The following is a 15,154-nucleotide window of genomic DNA, read 5'->3' on the forward strand; positions in this document are numbered from 1 at the left end:
GTACTACGCTATGCTTTAGGTTGGCAATATATCTCTGGTTTTGCGTAAGTCCTAATATAGTCAATAACATCATTCATCTCGCTATTCATAAGGTGAATTCCAATAAGACTATTATGAAAGTTTACTGAGCAAAGCTGAAGAGGGTAAAGGTCACTTTGCGACAACCGATGACGTTTGGTTTTTTAGTCTATTTAATGGTTTGCTAAGATGGGGTCTGAGACTAAGCGCCATAAGGATAGGCGCTTATTTTGAGAAAGAATAGCGGTTTTTTCTAAACGTAAGGCGACATTCACGTGTGCCGATTCGTGAGAGGTTTTGTGTGTTTAATGGCGACTAAACATCGTTGTTATGATGATTGTTATAACGACCCCACCAAGAGATAAACGATACCAAGACAGCACCTAATACCATCAGTCCCAGTGTTGTGAGCCAATGCGCACCTGTAGGGTAGTGCCATGGCATCACATTGACGACGGTCTCACTATCAAGTGTGTTTAAGGCATCTACTTTCCATGGCCATATCTTCACCAAGGATCCTGCGATAAAGCCTGTGAGCAGTGCCAACATTGCTTGATAATAGCGAGATAGCAGCCATTTGAGTGCGTGGGTAAATAGTAGTAGTCCAGTGAGCATTCCTGCCATAACTGTGAAAATGGCTGTGAAATTAAGGGTGTGTACCGCTTCTAATACAGCGTCATAAGCACCTAGTAATAAGAGGATAAAGGAGCCGGATATCCCTGGTAATATCATGGCACAAATCGCAATTGCTCCTGCAAAAAACAAATAAGCTAAGCTTGGTGTGGTGGATAGCAACGGCAAACTGCTAATAACCACAGCACTAACGAGACCTGCTGCAAACAGCAGCGCTCGGCTTATATTCCATCGTTTAATCTCGCTTAATAATATAAAGATGGTGGCGACGACCAGTCCAAAAAAGAACGACCAAATTAGTAACGGCTGGTTATCTAATAGGTGCTTGATAATGCCTGCTAAAGTGGCAAAACTGGTGGCGATACCGAGCAACAAGCATAATAAAAATGTCGCATCAACCTGCCGCCACACAGCAAACAGGCCCTTGACACCACCTTCTTGTCGGAATATCTGCCACAGATTGGGACCGATGCTACCGAGAGCGTTAATCAGACGCTCATAAACGCCAGCAATCAGTGCGATGGTACCGCCAGAGACGCCAGGCACGATATCCGCTGCGCCCATCGCTATTCCTTTGATATACACACCTAACAGTGCTTTTGGACTATCGGTAGCAGTCGCATGGGTATCCAATGGCTGAGAGGCTGACGACTCGCTTGGTCGCGGTGATGGTGATGCCGTCATGGACAATCCTTGATTATTTTGAAATAAGTGTTGGTGATAAAAAGTAAGCGTGGGGAGTAGATAGCCATAGTTGTGTTCAAGCTATAAATCTAAAGATAAAGCTATTAGAATATTGGTTTGAACGATAGCAACACAGCACGAAAGCCAGATTAATGATAAAACATTAACCTAGCTTTTTATATGAATGTGAGCGTGATTGTAAGCATTTGGCATTTATTCAGCAGGAGCAAGTGCTGGATAGCCAAGCGCATAAAGCGTGCCTTCAAGTCCAGTCACATTGATAGCAGAATCGGCACGTGCTTGGACAATAGGTTTGGCATGATAGGCAACACCTAAATCAGCGATGGCCATCATTGGTAAATCATTCGCACCATCACCAATACAGACAACTTGCGACATATCTATGCCTAAACGCTCTGCTGTGTGTTCGACGATCGCCGCTTTTTTGGCACCATTTACGATAGGCAACTGAACATGACCAGTGACTTTACCTTCTTCAATATCTAAGAAGTTTGCATGTACTTCATCAATCCCCAATTGCTCTGCGATATAACGGGCAAAATAAGTAAAGCCACCTGATACCAATACCGTGTGATAGCCCAAAGTTTTGAGTGCACTGATGGTGGTACGAGCACCTGGTGATATTGTTAAGTGGTTACAGATATTATCGAGCACGTCAGTTGGGATGTTTTTTAACAACGCCACACGTTGGGCAAAAGATTCGTCAAAATCGATTTCGCCGCGCATTGCTGATTCGGTGATGGCAGCGACTTTGTCACCGATACCTGCCGTTTTGGCTAGTTCGACGATGACTTCTTGCTCGATTAAAGTAGAATCCATATCAAAACAGGCAAGCTTATGGGTACGTAGCATATGACCGACGGATAAAATATGACAGTCGACGACATCTACGTTATCTGCGCTATCGGCACTGCGAGTGTTTTTATATTCTTCAGCCAAATCATGACGTAAACGTGCGGTCAGCTGATCGTCAATGATATGAGCGGCGGCGGTTTTTTTGGCAGGGTGCATTAATGTGTCAGTGACTGGTACTAGCAGATAGCGAAATACTTGTGACTGCGTAAATGGTAAACGCTGTGCATTTTTTGCTGTTGGCTCTATGTCAGAAACACTAATATTGACAAAGCTTGCATCGCTGTCTTCAGCAACAGTGACCAGATGCCAGTTTGGCTGCTCATCGACCCATGATTGCACATATTGATGAATATCAAGGGTTGATATTTTAGTCGGTAGCACCACAATCAGGGCGAAAACAGGTAGTGACTGTAACGCGTCAAAGTCATGTAAATTGGTATCGCTAGGTAAGAGAGACGCAATAGAATCAACGGCTTGTTGCCATGCTTTGCTGTCTTTTGGTAACGAATAAGATGTATTGTTTGGCATGGCTCAATTGTCCCTTGTATGCTCATATAAGATTGGGAATAATAGCAGTTTTCCTTGGCAGCGCCTATAGAGGACACGCAAAGTATTAAGGTGTCTGGAAAACGGCTGTAATAGATAAAGAAGCATTTAAAATTGAATGCTATTATCATAAAATTATAAAGCTGCTAACGCTATAAGACTGGTTATGGTGATATAGTAGAGAGGATAGCGGACTGTATTCATGATAAAGTTATCAGTCATAGCTCGTTCAGTATGCACCAGTTTATTAACGTATCATTTATAACGAACATTTTATGCCTGTGTCCGTTATAAATATGTATGCTGCATCATTTTTTAAAATTAGCCAAAAAATGAGCGATAGCCTTGTTTTTTAATTTCTTTTATCCAAAAAAGTTTAACATATCATGACGTATTTAGCGCCGCGGCAAGGGTTGTTTGCCATTATTCTTCTGGTTAGTTTTTGTTTGCAGACTCTCTTATTGGTCATTAGTACTGATCAACAGTTGAGCAAAAGTCGCGCGTTAAAAGGCGAGCAGATGGTTGCACAGCTGATTGATGAAGCTAGGCTGTCTTTAGAAAATAAAGACCGTGTCAGCCTAAGTGTGATTGCCAATCGCTATACCAGCGAGCAAGACGTAACAAAGATACTGATCACTGACAATAAAGATGAAGTATTAGTGCCAGTTGGCAATGCCCCTATGCAGCAGGGTGAGACGATTCGTCAAATTGCTACGAATGGTGATGCTGTCATTGGTAGTGTTGCTCTGACCTTAAAGGATATTAGTAAAGGCGAGATTATCGCCATGCAATGGCCGTTTGTCATTGGCACTATGCTGCTGCATTTACTACTTTGGCTCATTTATGGCTATATTGCCCGTCCAACCAAAGAGCAAATCAATGCGCTCAGCCGTGATATTCAAGATTTGCATCGCGATCAGTATGTAGAAATCAATCAGCGCAATCGTAATCGCGAAAGCCGATCAGTGGATAGCCAAGTAAATGAACATAAAGAAACAGCCAGTCCCGTTGAAAACCCAATAGAAAAACCAACAACCAATGCTCGTAAATTTAATGTACATAGTGAAGTAAATGAGTATTTAAGAACGCAACAGAATCAAGGTGTGGAAAGTGATGCGACAGGACCTATGGCTAGTGCTGTCGATAACACCGCTACTGAGCAAGTAGAGAAAAGCACGACACAAGAAGAAACCAGTGATATTGATGACACGATTCATAAGTCTCATAATGCCACCCGCCTGTCTGCTACACGCTCACTTGATAGCGTGAGAGTGCAAATTGTCTTTCATGATGAGTTTAATATGCTTGAGCGCTTGGCACCTGCTCAACGTTTGCCGTATTTGGCATTATGTACGCAGCTACTGAACCAAGCGGTGACTGAGTTACTTAAGCAGCCGTTGCTGCTAGGTGTCAGCGCAATGAATGAACCACAATTCGATGATGGTGGTGCGAGTGTGGTGTTAAAAGCAGATAACAGTCATGCTAAGGTCGCGTTGGCAGGTGTGATGCTTGGTAAATTATACTTAATGCTCAACAAGATTATTCATGATAAGCATATTGAGCTTTCACGCTTTGCTTTACCTGCAAAAGTGGGTGTCAGCGATGACGCCCAAAGTGATGCTATGACGCAGCTACTACACAGCGTTGGCAAAAAAGAGCAAATGCTAATATTGCTCCCGAATGCTGGACTCAAACAAATCGGTAATCATGTGCAGGTTCAAAGTATCATGCGACCAACTACCGTTTATGAACGTGAGTGTGCCATATTCGATGGTGGTAATGACTCGATGATTCAACGATTAGCTGACGTCCGCAATTCAGTCCTAATGATCGAAAGTGAAGATGAGCCACATATTTCATAGAAAAGGTTTGGCGGTAACTATTTTCACCAATTTATGGATGATTGTCTGTTATATTGACTATATCGTTATCTTGGCTTAGCAGAGGAAAGTAATAAAAAGGATTGACAACGTTCAGTAGAGACTTTATAAGGCATATATATATTAATGTATTCTTAATAACTTTGCTAAAAACAATAGGAGTTTGCCATGAGTGACGCTGATATTGACGACGATTTTGATGGTGAATTTGTCGACGATGATGATGCAAAGATGGTGGAAGAGGCTGAGACTAGCGTGCGTACGCGCTTAAGCAGTCTTGAGAAGCGTCGGCTAATCGACAATCTACTAGAAGAAAAACGTTTGGCCAAAGAGTTAAAAGACGATTTAGATGACATAGATAACTTTGATGAAGATGACGACGATTGGGATGATGAGGACTTTTAATTTTTAGAGTGATGTTATGACTAAAGTGAGAAAACGTCATGTCATTTCAGTCGACTAAAGTGTTGAAGTAATAGATTATCAGCTGGTTTTATTAGGGCGTGTCCTCAACCCAATCGATAGTCATCTAAATGGGTTGAAATGGCTACATATTGCCGAACAGCAGCAAATAGCTAACTGATATCTCGATACTAGACTGACATTTCGATACTATCTGCGCTATTTTCCTTGTTTGACTGCCATTTATCTCATTTTTATTATCCTCTCTAAAATGAGAACACGCCTTAACTCACTGATCTTCTGTTTTCCCAATTTTATGGTTGTCATCAACCTATTTTGAATGTGTTATTCAGATAATCTTTAAATAATCTGTGACCTTGCATTTAATCAATCATTTATGACGACTGTAGCAATCTACTTTTCAAGGACAATTACACCATGAGTAACCAATTAAGTTTTGATGAATTACTAGACTACTTGGATAATCAAGAGAGTCAGTTTGTACTTGACAGTGTCGCTGCGCATGGATTTTTGACAGCGACGGTCATTGGGCGTCCGTTACCTAACTGGATGGATGCATTGTTTGAAGGTCATGTTAGCGAAATACCAGAAAATGTCATCGATGGCATTAAACGCTGGCGTGACTCTATCATGGCTGAGCTAAAAAACGAGACACCTATCGAGCTGCCATTTGGTGAAGATGCGGGTGACGAAGAGGTGGCTGTCGATTTTTCAGATGAGTCAGATATCGTTGCTTGGTCAATCGGTTTTGTCGATGCGATGTATGGTGAGGAAGCCAGTGATTGGTTTGAAGATGAAGAAACAGCAGAAGACGTGGCGGTATTGACCTTGCCAATGATTGTACTGAGCGGTATCGATGATGAAGATCCAGAGCTCGCTGAGATGCGTAAAGACGAAGATAAAATGGTACAAATGGCCAATAGCATCGAAGGCAATTTGACTGAGCTTTTCTTATTGTTTCATACCAATGATTAATTTTAGATATATCACCAAACGCCACAGGCCAATTATGAAAAAGCTATTATTATGTTCGATTTTGGGATTTGTTAGTTTGGTCGGTTGCACTACAACATATTCTTTAAACACGAAGAGTAATGTAAGTGTAGCGAAGATGAAGGTGGACTCAGTGAATGTTACCTTGAAGCAAAAATATGACAATCCAGTGTTTTATAGCCAAGCTGATATTGAAACGTATGTTAGTAATTGTTTAGTTACTGAGCTGTCTAAAGAGGGCAAGTACCAGGCGAATGCAAATGCTGGTTTAGATATAGATGTAGAATATAGAAGAATTTACTCGGGTGAAGCCTTTGGTATGAAAAAATCTATCGGCAGCCCCGAAATTGCCTATAGCTATCAAGTTGTTAGTGACGACAAGATCCTACAACAAAATGAAGAAAAAGAGCTTTTTGTGAATGCAGGATTATTAGGAAACTTTAACTATGTAGGTAATACTGAAAAAGAAGATGAAAATATGTATATAGATGCGTTATGTCGTCATATCGCTCAGAAAATTTACTGATTTTTTAATTAGGTCACGATACTATGCAACTCTCTAACCTTGAACACTTACCTAATTATCAAATCACCGAGCGTTTAGATGTGGTGTACGGCAGTACGGTACGCTCAAAGCACGTCGGTAAAGACTTGTTTGCTGGACTAAAAAACATCGTCGGTGGTGAGTTGACGGCTTATACCGAGCTGTTAGAAGAGTCGCGTCAAGAAGCGATAGACCGCATGATTGTCAAGGCAGAATCTTTGGGTGCTGATGCAGTCGTTGGTTTGCGTTTTTCGACCTCTAGTATCGCACAGGGAGCTTCTGAGCTATTTGTTTATGGTACTGCTGTCAAAGCGATACCCATGCCGCAGCAGTCATTTCAAAATCCGCCAAGCGATTCTCATTATCAAACGGGTCAATCGCATCACTCAGGTCAACACCCAAGTACGCAAACCCCATCATCAGAACCTACTGATGAGTTGCCACGTTTCAATCCTTTTGGTTAGATGACCGAATCTTAAAGCAGTGATGCTTTTGTATGATAAGAGACGTGCCATGAACAATTCCCTTACCCAATTTCTCATCAACTATGCACCGTTTGTTTTATTATTCGCAGCTGGTTGGTTTTTTGGCACGCGTCATGAGCGTCAGCATTTGGCACAGTTGAGCATCGACGAGCAAGCACTGAGTCATATTATTGTATCAAGCGAACGCTTTTATCGTCCCAATATCGCGGCTGATAGTCAGGGTGAGTTGGTACTAGGTAGTGTGGTGATCGGTCAAGATTACTTCAAAATGATTATCGCCCGTGTCTTAAGTATCTTTGGTAAAAATCTGACCACCTACGAGACGTTATTAGATCGCGCCCGCCGTGAGGCTATCGTACGGATGCGTACTGAGGCCAATGCCAAAGGTTGTAATCATATTTATGGTCTGCGCCTTGAGGTGACTAATGTCAATCAACTGGGTAGCATGGTAGAAGCCATCGCCTATGGTACGGCAGTCATCAGTACTGACCGTCACTAAAGTCCTGCCAATTTAAGATATATCCTTAATCTTACCTTCTTTCTTATCCCCAAAATAAGCACTTGTCTTAGGGTATGTCCTCATTTTAAAAATGATGATCAAAATAAGATAAATTGCAGTCAAACGAGGAAAATAGCGCAGATAATATCGGGATATTAACCAGATATTTGACGATGTTTGGCAAAATTTAGCTATTTTTAGCCCATTTAGAGGGCACTCGTTTGAATTGAGGACACGCCCTAGTTATCCTTGCGTTGCTATCACTGTCTAACAAGAAATTATAGAGGGTCGACTATATTATGCTTGAACTTTTCTTCTGGGGCTTCCTGCTACTTTTACAGATTGTTTTTGGGCTACTGATATTTTATGGTGTGTTTAAAGTGATGCTCTGGTCTAGTCGTACAAAGCTTTCAAAACGTACTTCAAGCTCATCTTCTGGAGATGACGTCAACAACAGTAACAGTAATCATAGCGGATATAGCAGCAATGATTCTTGTGGTGACAGCGGTAGCGATGGCGGCGGGTGTGATTGATTCTTTTCTTAGCGACAAATCTACTCGTTCTAAGCCTAATAATATAAATAATGGTATACCCTAAAGTTTTTCTGTACTTTTATATGGCGGATATCCTACGTTTGAATACTGACTGGTGAGTAGTTGAATAAAATGGATAAAGCTGCCTTTACAACGATATACTTTATGATACCGCTCTATTACGATTATTGAATATATATGAAAGATGGCATGGAATGCTGTCGAGTAATGTTGTCATACAAAACGTTGATGACGTCGATGGCTTTTACCCAAGATATCAGCAGGATTGGCTGATTAAGCATCACAAAGTTGTCATAAAACTGCCTATGTAAGGGCTCTATCTACAAGGATGTAGTTATGGAAGGTGTGGAGTTAGTCACGTTTGTAAATTCAAAAGTCATTCCCATTGGAATTTTTCTGATTATGATGGGAATGGGTCTATCCTTAGTCACCAATGACTTTAAAAGAGTCGTCAAATACCCTAAAGCAGTCGCGATAGGACTCACCAATCAGTTGCTGTTCTTACCATTAATTGGTTTTGCTTTGGCAAGCCTGATGTCACTAGAGCCTGAATACGCAATTGGGGTTATGTTATTGGTACTGTGCCCTGGTGGCACCACATCAAACCTATTTACCTATTTGGCCAAAGGCGATGTCGCGCTTTCGGTGACCATGACAGCTATCTCAAGCGTGGTCACGGTATTTAGTATTCCTATCGTACTCAGCTTTTCGCTCGTGTACTTTATGGGTGCTGGTAGTGAGTTCCAATTACCAGTGGTCAAGACCATGGTCAGCCTAATTGCACTGACTATCCTGCCTGTTAGTATTGGTATGCTGATCAAACGTTATGCCCCCAGTGTGGCAGATAAAACGCAGGTTCTGGTTTCTCGTTTTGGCGTGATATTTTTGAGCTTTTTGGTTCTATTCTTGAGCTATGTGCAAAAAGATATCATTGTAGAGGCCTTAATAGCCACTGGCCCTGTATCATTGATATTAAACGTGTCAACGATGGCACTTGGTTATTACACCAGTAAATGGTTCGGTCTGAATCCAGAACAAAGAAGATCGATTACTATGGAAGTTGGCCTACAGAACAGTACGCTTTCGATGTTTATGGCATTGACACTATTGGCCAATTATAAAATGTCGCTGACGCCAGCTATTTATACGCTAATTATGTTTTTAACCGCAGGTATTATGGTGAGAGTATTTAGCGCGCAACACAATAAGGCGAAGCAAATTGAGATAGACCGTAGTGTGATGGCAGCACGTAGGCTTTAACTTCGGGGCTTTATGTTTGGGGCTTAAGTTTTTAAACTTGAGCTTCTAAAATTGAGCTTCTAGACCTGAACTTTTAGGTTTGAGTTGGAACTCAAGCAACCGCCTTTTAATGAAGCGTTTGGTAAATTGCGGTCACCGCTTTATTGACTGAACCCCATAACTGGCTTGATATTTTAAAGCTTGTCATGGGGTTTTGCACTCGCAGTCGTCATAACTCATTCTCTTATTATTGCCGACAAGTGGCAGCAGGCAATGAGACATAGAGGAGAGCAGGGCTAAAAACACAGCTGGGCTAAGAATAAAGCTTAACGATGACGTGCATTTACTCTGGCTTTAGCGTTAGCTGTCTGCTCTTTTACTTTTTCAACTTCAAATAGGAAGGTACGGTTTTTGAGCACTGCGACAAACACCACGCCACCGATCGTATTGCCCACCAGCACTATCGCTAAAAACAGTAAGTAACGCCAAAGACTGACACTACTGCCATACAGTAAGGCAGAAAACACCTCGATGTTGCCCACGATACTATGATGTAAACCTAAAAACCCGATACTGCCTGTGATGATGGTGACTAAGACAATTCGGCTAAGGGTATCGCGTGCTGAGGTCACTAGCCATGCGGTAACGCCCATCATCCAACCAGCCAGTACTGAACTGCCAAATATCACCCACCACTCAAACGTTAAAACATGCTCGGCATAAGTGTCAATGTCGCTGGCACTAAACAGCTGCATGTTTAAGCCGAGGCCAATCATCAATGCGGCAAATAAACAACCACCAACCAGATTACCAGCGATGACAATGCCCCATAAACGTAGCAATTTATTCAAGGGTTCAATACCGTTGAGCACTGGCAAGCTTAGTAGGGAGGTTTGCTCGGTAAATAATAACGACTGACCGATGACCACAATAATGAAGCCGATGGGGTAAAGTAATGAGGCGAGTACGATGGCGTATTCACTGGGTATGACTCCGCTGAGGAGCGCAAAAGCCGATAAAATCATAAAGAAGCTAATACCAATTTCAAGCCCAGCGGTAAAAGCACTGGTAAAGAGTGAGCCAAGCGAGCGCTCAAAGGTTTCTTTGGCGTCCATGACTTGCTCGACTAGGATGCTGGCATAGCTTTTTGCATGACTCGAATCATTGTCATTGGCGACTTTTTTGATGGTTTCTTTGTCTTCGTCACTGATTTCTTCTGGGAGATCATCCTCTTTTATGTCTTCAGTGGTCTTTGTTTTATCAGCATCGTCACTGTCTTTGTTGTTGCCATTAGCACTAGTATTGTCATTAGCTTTGCTATCGGCGCTGTCTTCCTCAGAGTCTTTTTGGTTGCTTTTTTGCTGACTGTCTTGACGGCTTTCTTTTTGACCTTTTTGCTTTCCTGCTTTATGACTGTCATCAGCCACACCCTCATAATCTGCATATGAGTTCTGTGGGTCTTTTTGATGATTAGTATGACTATCAGTATCTTGGGGCACGGTAAGCTCACTGGTTAAGAGGGAATAATTTTAGTATCTGATCTATTCTATAGCAGGACTATAATCTATTATGTTTAGTATTCAGCTGATTGCTGTTGTTAATTCTTTATCCTGACTCTTAGTCAAATCTATTTTTTAGTAGACCTCTTGCAAAAGTACCAGTTCATTGACTTCCACTAATAGAACCGCAAGAACTAGCGATGACTTATGCAAGAGGTATAATGTAGCGGTGAGAGATTATGAGAACATTATCTAAATATAGCCCTTGGCAAAGCGAGATGGTAGTGACGGCTAGTCTTCTGAAGCTTGATTTATTATCCGATAAGCAAATTGTCGAATAAGCTCATTACTTACTTGATAACGAATACTACGATGATGAGATGTTATCGATAATTGATGATGACCCTATATATCCGAGAGGCAATAAAGAGTCACTTCAAAGAGCACTTTCTGGTTTAGGCTTTCCAGATATTAATACAGAGCAGGCTAAGTGGATTTATACTTATGCCATCGTTCATGTATTTATTGAACAGCCTGAAAATTACCATATTTTTGAGGATAGTCAGTTAGATATTTATAATAAATTCTATGAGTTTTTAGATGAGGGTAGTCATCTACAAGCAGTAGATGGGTTTAAAGGTTTGATTTATCAATTAGATGATGCTTATGGCAACGTAAAAATGGGAGAAGTTTACAAAGGTTATAATGATCCATCGACGCTAATGATCTTAGAAAAAGAGTTTTTTCGACTTTGTAAGCAGTGGGTGAAAGATAATAAGCCAAAGATAGAGTGTATTTTCGAAGAGCTATACGCTTAAATGACCTTAGCATCTAACAAAATCTGCCTATCTGCGTTAAAATCACTCTATTCATTATTTTCCTAATTTTTATATTAGCTTTAATCCAATTAATTTTGATCACATTCAATCAATAAAAGATAATGCCATTATGAGTAACCACAACCTCACCACATCTATTCAAGCGGCCTTAAGCCAGTTAGAGAATGCGTATAATCCTGCACAAGTCGAAGCAGGCATGTATCAAAGCTGGGAAGAGAGCGGCTATTTTCAGCCGACATTTGATAAAGACGAGTCGTTTTCTATCGCGCTACCACCGCCGAACGTTACAGGCTCGCTGCACATGGGTCATGGCTTTAACAATGCGATTATGGATGCACTCACGCGTTATCACCGTATGGATGGTGACAATACGCTGTGGCAACCGGGTACAGATCACGCTGGTATCGCCACCCAAATGGTTGTTGAACGTCGCCTAGAAGCGCAAGGCTTGAAGCGCCGTGATATGACGCGTGCAGACTTCATCGATAAAGTGTGGGAGTGGAAAGAAGAGTCGGGCGGCAATATCACCAGCCAAATTCGCCGTTTGGGCAGCTCGGTTGACTGGTCGCGTGAGCGCTTTACCATGGATGATGGTCTATCCAACGCGGTAAAAGAAGTGTTCGTTCGTCTGTTTGATGATGGTCTTATTTATCGCGGTAAGCGTCTAGTGAATTGGGATCCTAAGTTCCAGACTGCGCTGTCTGACTTAGAAGTAGAGAACCATGACGAAAAAGGCAGCTTGTGGCATTTCCGCTATCATTTCACCGATGCAGACCTAACCACTCAAGATGGCAAAAACTATCTGGTAGTAGCGACCACGCGTCCTGAAACCTTATTAGGTGATACCGCTGTCGCCGTCAATCCTAGCGATGAGCGTTATGCACACTTAGTGGGCAAGACCATTACCTTACCAATTACTGGTCGTGTCGTACCTATCGTCGCTGATGACTATGTCGAGAGCGACTTTGGTACGGGCTGTGTCAAAATCACCCCAGCGCATGATTTTAACGATTATGAATTGGGTCGTCGTCATGACTTGCCATTGATTAATATCTTGGATGAGCGCGCCAATATCCTACCAGCGATGGAAGTCTATCCTGATCTGCAAACGCGTGAGCCAGAGCTAGAGACCACGCCTAGCGAGTATGCAGGGCTAGAGCGTTTCGCTGCGCGTAAGTTCCTTGTGGCGCAAGCAGGCGAGCAGGGCTGGCTAGAAGACATCGAAGACTACGCCCTAAAAGCCCCACGTGCTGAGCGTGGCGGTACGATCGTTGAGCCATGGTTGACCGATCAGTGGTATGTCGCGGTCAAAGAGCTGGCCAAGCCTGCGATTGACGCAGTAGAAGACGGCAGCATCGAGTTCGTCCCTGCGCAGTACAAAAACATGTACATGGCATGGATGACCGATCTACAAGACTGGTGCATCAGTCGTCAGCTCTGGTGGGGACATCGTATCCCTGCATGGTATGACGATGCGACGGGTGAAATCTATGTGGCCCGTGACGAAGTGGAAGTACGTAGCAAGTATAATCTCAGCGACGATGCCGTATTGCGCCAAGATGATGATGTGCTCGATACGTGGTTTAGCTCGGGTCTGTGGACGTTTAGTACGCTTGACTGGGCAGACGTCAACGCTGATCCGCGCGTGATGGACACTTTCCATCCAACCAGCGTGCTCGTGACAGGTTTTGACATTATTTTCTTTTGGGTCGCCCGCATGATCATGATGACCATGCACTTCGTGAAAAACGAAGACGGCACGCCGCAAGTACCGTTTAAGACCGTCTATGTGCATGGTCTGGTACGTGATGGTAATGGTCAAAAAATGTCAAAATCAAAAGGTAATGTCTTAGATCCAATCGATCTAATCGACGGTATTGATCTAGAAGCGCTGGTAGACAAACGCACCAGCAATATGATGAATCCAAAAGACGCGGCCAAAATCGAAAAGCAAACGCGTAAAGAGTTCCCAGAAGGCATCCCAGCGTATGGAACCGACGCACTGCGCTTTACCTTTACCTCATTGGCCAGTACTGGTCGCGATATCAACTTTGATCTAAAGCGTGTCGAGGGCTATCGTAACTTCTGTAATAAAATCTGGAACGCCAGTCGTTTTGTACTGATGAACTGTGTCGATGGCGAAGGCAGTGCCAAGCCTATCGATCAAGCGGCCAACCCTGATGTTTGGGAGCTACCAGAAAAATGGATCATGAGTCGTCTGAACTCTAGTATTGCCAATATCCATCAGCATTTCGCCCAGTATCGTCTCGATATGGTCAGCCAAGATATCTATGAGTTTATCTGGAATGAGTACTGTGATTGGTACGTTGAGCTAGCCAAAGCCAGTCTAAACGATGACTCAGTGTCGGATGAGCGTAAAGCGCAAATCCGCTATGTGCTACTGCATGTGCTAGAGACAGCACTACGCTTCACTCATCCAATCATGCCGTATCTGACTGAGCAAATCTGGCAGACCATCGCGCCGCTACTGGGTCGAAAAAACACCGACAGCATCGTGGTCGCTGACTATCCACAGACCGATGATAGCCAAATCAGTGAGCAGACAGAAGCGGATATGGCGTGGTTACAGGAGCTAATCGCGAGCGTCCGTAACATCCGTGGTGAGATGAAACTGGGTAATGCGGTACGTTTACCAGTACTGCTACAGAATATCTCGCTAGCAGAAGATGAGCGCCTATCGCGCATTGCCAATCAGTTTAAAGCGCTCGCTAAAGTAGATAGCTTAGCCATCGTCAAAGAGGGCGATGAAGTACCGCTATCATCATCAAGTATGGTCGGTCAGCTACGCGTACTCGTACCGATGAAAGGGTTAATCGATCCTACGGCTGAGCTGGCACGTCTGGATAAAGCGCATGAAAAGCTACAAAAGCAAGCTGATGGTATCGCGCGTAAGCTAGGTAATGAAGGCTTTGTCAGCAAAGCACCTGCACAAGTGGTCGAAGCAGAGAAAGCGAAACTGGCTGAGCTAGAAGGGCAGTTGACCGCGATGACGGCGCAAATGGAAGAGTTGAAAGCGTTGTAATGTTTCTAAATTAGCTACGAAAAAGCCACCTAATTTTAGGTGGCTTTTTTATACTCATAAAAGTCTTCAAACGTTGATTACAATACTTTATAATCATAAGGTTAGTTTGAGTTTTGTTGATTAATAATTTCATAAACATTTGGAATAATAACTATGTTCTTAAAAAAACTTGAAATCAAAGATATGTTTGGCATCTTTAACTATTCTTTAGATTTTAATGATCTTAGATTAACACACCAAGTGCAACGCTAATTAATATTATAGAACGCCTGCATAGGCGTCTTAAACCCTAATCGTTTTCTTGGTCTGTTGTTTAATTTGTTCTCAATGTCCTGCATCTCATCATCAGAGACTTGTCTAAAGTCACAACCCTTAGGCAAGTACTCTCTGATAAGGCCG

The 15,154-nt window shown here is 42.7% G+C and carries 12 protein-coding genes and 1 pseudogene; 9 read left to right on the forward strand and 4 right to left on the reverse strand.

From position 1 onward, the window contains the following. Positions 1–333: 333 nt before the first annotated feature. Both EI164_RS09530 and serB read right to left on the reverse strand, forming a co-directional pair. Positions 334–1,335, reverse strand: a complete 1,002-nt coding sequence (locus tag EI164_RS09530) for a DUF368 domain-containing protein (protein ID WP_192519731.1) — start codon at positions 1,333–1,335, stop codon at positions 334–336. Between the two features lie 213 nt (positions 1,336–1,548). After that, on the reverse strand, positions 1,549–2,739 hold the full coding sequence (serB, locus tag EI164_RS09535) for a phosphoserine phosphatase SerB (RefSeq protein ID WP_192519732.1): 1,191 nt from the start codon (positions 2,737–2,739) through the stop codon (positions 1,549–1,551). A 404-nt stretch (positions 2,740–3,143) separates the two neighbouring features. Here serB and EI164_RS09540 point away from each other — a divergent pair, with 404 nt between their 5' ends. The 7 genes from EI164_RS09540 to EI164_RS09570 all read left to right on the forward strand — a co-directional run bounded on the left by EI164_RS09540 (position 3,144) and on the right by EI164_RS09570 (position 9,395). Next, a complete protein-coding gene (locus tag EI164_RS09540; RefSeq protein WP_192519733.1) occupies positions 3,144–4,619 on the forward strand; it encodes a hypothetical protein in 1,476 nt (491 codons plus the stop codon). Between the two features lie 186 nt (positions 4,620–4,805). After that, complete coding sequence (locus tag EI164_RS09545) at positions 4,806–5,042, forward strand: PA3496 family putative envelope integrity protein (RefSeq protein WP_192519734.1); 237 nt, start codon at positions 4,806–4,808, stop codon at positions 5,040–5,042. Positions 5,043–5,477: 435 nt separating this feature from the next. Beyond that, on the forward strand, positions 5,478–6,035 hold the full coding sequence (locus EI164_RS09550; RefSeq protein ID WP_192519735.1) for a UPF0149 family protein: 558 nt from the start codon (positions 5,478–5,480) through the stop codon (positions 6,033–6,035). Between the two features lie 34 nt (positions 6,036–6,069). Then, on the forward strand, positions 6,070–6,579 hold the full coding sequence (locus EI164_RS09555) for a hypothetical protein (RefSeq protein WP_192519736.1): 510 nt from the start codon (positions 6,070–6,072) through the stop codon (positions 6,577–6,579). Positions 6,580–6,602: 23 nt separating this feature from the next. Then, positions 6,603–7,061: a YbjQ family protein gene (locus EI164_RS09560; protein ID WP_192519737.1), complete on the forward strand. Its 459-nt coding sequence runs from the start codon at positions 6,603–6,605 to the stop codon at positions 7,059–7,061. Between the two features lie 49 nt (positions 7,062–7,110). Beyond that, positions 7,111–7,581, forward strand: coding sequence for a YbjQ family protein (locus EI164_RS09565; protein ID WP_192519738.1), 471 nt, complete (start codon positions 7,111–7,113; stop codon positions 7,579–7,581). 890 nt (positions 7,582–8,471) lie between these two features. Then, the gene (locus EI164_RS09570) at positions 8,472–9,395 is read left to right on the forward strand and encodes a bile acid:sodium symporter family protein (protein ID WP_192519739.1); all 924 of its coding nucleotides are present in this window, start codon (positions 8,472–8,474) and stop codon (positions 9,393–9,395) included. A 305-nt stretch (positions 9,396–9,700) separates the two neighbouring features. Here EI164_RS09570 and EI164_RS09575 read toward each other — a convergent pair whose 3' ends face one another. After that, the gene (locus EI164_RS09575; protein ID WP_318779535.1) at positions 9,701–10,873 is read right to left on the reverse strand and encodes a formate/nitrite transporter family protein; all 1,173 of its coding nucleotides are present in this window, start codon (positions 10,871–10,873) and stop codon (positions 9,701–9,703) included. A gap of 380 nt (positions 10,874–11,253) precedes the next feature. On the opposite strand from EI164_RS09575, the gene EI164_RS09580 reads away from it, so the two are divergent. Continuing rightward, entirely contained in the window at positions 11,254–11,691 is a 438-nt protein-coding gene (locus EI164_RS09580) for a hypothetical protein (protein ID WP_192519740.1), read from the forward strand. Between the two features lie 130 nt (positions 11,692–11,821). Next, positions 11,822–14,755 (forward strand): valine--tRNA ligase, encoded by a 2,934-nt coding sequence (locus EI164_RS09585; protein ID WP_192519741.1) that lies wholly within the window; start codon positions 11,822–11,824, stop codon positions 14,753–14,755. A 248-nt stretch (positions 14,756–15,003) separates the two neighbouring features. Here EI164_RS09585 and EI164_RS17020 read toward each other — a convergent pair. Then, positions 15,004–15,154: pseudogene (locus EI164_RS17020) on the reverse strand (IS30 family transposase); the annotation flags it as partial.

Origin of the sequence: Psychrobacter sp. FME13 (assembly GCF_014861395.1) — a bacterium.
Taxonomy (GTDB): Bacteria; Pseudomonadota; Gammaproteobacteria; order Pseudomonadales; family Moraxellaceae; genus Psychrobacter.